This is a genomic window from Streptomyces cahuitamycinicus, from assembly GCF_002891435.1.
In the GTDB taxonomy this organism is placed as follows: domain Bacteria; phylum Actinomycetota; class Actinomycetes; order Streptomycetales; family Streptomycetaceae; genus Streptomyces; species Streptomyces cahuitamycinicus.
In genome coordinates this window covers 1-1,773 of record NZ_POUC01000793.1, presented here as the reverse complement: position 1 = coordinate 1,773, position 1,773 = coordinate 1, and the positions used below count along the sequence as shown (strand labels likewise).

The 1,773-nt window shown below is 67.6% G+C and carries 2 protein-coding genes and 1 rRNA gene; all 3 read right to left on the bottom strand.

Translation table 11 applies throughout. The features are described 5' to 3' along the window. Positions 1-827, bottom strand: an 827-nt coding sequence (locus tag C1J00_RS42915; protein ID WP_102914179.1) for an MFS transporter, incomplete at its 3' end; no start/stop codon positions are given. Positions 828-922: 95 nt separating this feature from the next. Beyond that, the gene (locus C1J00_RS42910) at positions 923-1,567 is read right to left on the bottom strand and encodes an HAD family hydrolase (RefSeq protein ID WP_102914178.1); all 645 of its coding nucleotides are present in this window, start codon (positions 1,565-1,567) and stop codon (positions 923-925) included. A 79-nt stretch (positions 1,568-1,646) separates the two neighbouring features. Further along, positions 1,647-1,763: ribosomal RNA gene (rrf, locus tag C1J00_RS42905) — 5S ribosomal RNA — on the bottom strand. Positions 1,764-1,773: the final 10 nt, after the last annotated feature.

Genomic DNA, 1,773 nt, shown 5'->3' with positions numbered 1-1,773 from the left:
CCCCGAACCACCGCGACCGCCCCGAACCGCCGGACCCCGAGGTCCCCGACCGCCCGCCCCAGCAGCGTGGTGACCATGTACACGTTGTACGGCACCGTCGCCATCTGCTCCGAGCTGCCGAGCACGTCCTGCAGGTACTTGGCGCTCCAGTTGGAGACGGTCGAGTCCCCGATGTACGCGACCGTCATCACCAGGCACAGCGGCAACAGCCACTTGAAGACGACCACCTGGCCGTCCCCGCCCTTCTCCTCCGCCACCGGCCCCGCATCCCGGTCGTCGACATACCACCGGCTCCCCACCAGCACGGCCGGCAACAGCACCAGCACCACCGGCAGATACGACACCCACAACGCCAGCTGCCAGTGCGCACCGACCCAGGCCAACGAGGCCCCCACGATCCCGCCCAGGCTGTAGGCCGCGTGGAAACTGAGCATGATGCTGCGCCCGTACGACCGCTGCAGGCTCACCCCGAGCATGTTCATCGACGCGTCCAGCACCCCGACGGCGAGCCCGAACGCCGCCAGCGCGACCCCGAGTTCCACCATCCGCTCCCCGGCCCCGACCCCGAGCAGCGCCAGCAGCACCACGGGCTGGGACCACCGCAGCAGCCGGCTCGGCGGCACCCGCTTCACCAGCCGCTCGGTGGCGACGCTCCCGACCCCGGCCAGGATCGGTACGGCGGCCAGGAACGCCGGCAGCAGCGCGTCGGACACCCCGTAGCGGTCCTGGATGGCCGGGATCCTCGTCACGAGCAGAGCGAAGGCGACACCCTGCACCAGGAAGCCGAACGCCAACGAGCCCCTGCCGCGCCGCAGCACTTGAGTCATGGCGGCGAGCGTAGGGCCCCTGCCTACCCGTGGGTAGATCCAGCCAAAGATGAATTTGCCTCAGCTTCGGCCTGGTGCCGTCCTGCGGGAACGGCTCACACCAGCAGGTCGGCCAGCTCCTCCATGTCGGAGAAGAGTCCGCTCGCGCCGGCGAGCTTTTCCGCCGGCGTCATGGCGGTGAACCCGTAGACGTCCATCCCGGCCGCGATGGCCGCCTGCACACCCAGGGGACTGTCCTCGACGACGACACACCGCTCCGGCGAGACCCCCATCCGCTCGGCGGCGTACAGGAAGAGGTCCGGGGCCGGCTTCCCCCGCCCGACGTCCTGTGAACTGAAGATCCGCCCCTCGTCGAACCACCGGTCGAGCCCGGTCGTCCGATGCCCCACCCGAATCCGCTCATGGCTCCCGGAGGACGCCACGCAGTACGGCACCGCGTCCGCGGCCAGCTTCTCCAGGACTCCGGATGCCCCGGCCACGGCCACCAGTTCCTGCTCGAACGCCGCGAACACCCGCGCGTGGAAGACGTCGTCGAAGCTCTCCGGCAGCCGCTGCCCCGTCCGCTGGAGGACAATCTCATGGATGCGGTGCATCGCCGATCCCATGTAGTCCCGAATGGATTCCTCGTACGAGGTGGGGTACCCCAGTTCGGTGAGGTACGCCGCGAGCAGCCGGTTGGAGATGGGCTCACTGTCGACGAGCACACCGTCGTTGTCGAAGATCACAAGGCCATAGCGCATGGCTCTGAGCCTAAACGCAGAAAACCCGCAAACGCAGAAAACCCCCGTACCTAATGGTACGGGGGTTTTCTCAAGAATTGTTCGGCGGCGTCCTACTCTCCCACAGGGTCCCCCCTGCAGTACCATCGGCGCTGTAAGGCTTAGCTTCCGGGTTCGGAATGTAACCGGGCGTTTCCCCTACGCTATAACCACCGAAACACTATGAA

Bases quoted from the DNA above. Each gene is read 5' to 3' on its own strand.
- C1J00_RS42910 (WP_102914178.1), bottom strand. From the start codon at position 1,567: ATGCGCTATGGCCTTGTGATCTTCGACAACGACGGTGTGCTCGTCGAC.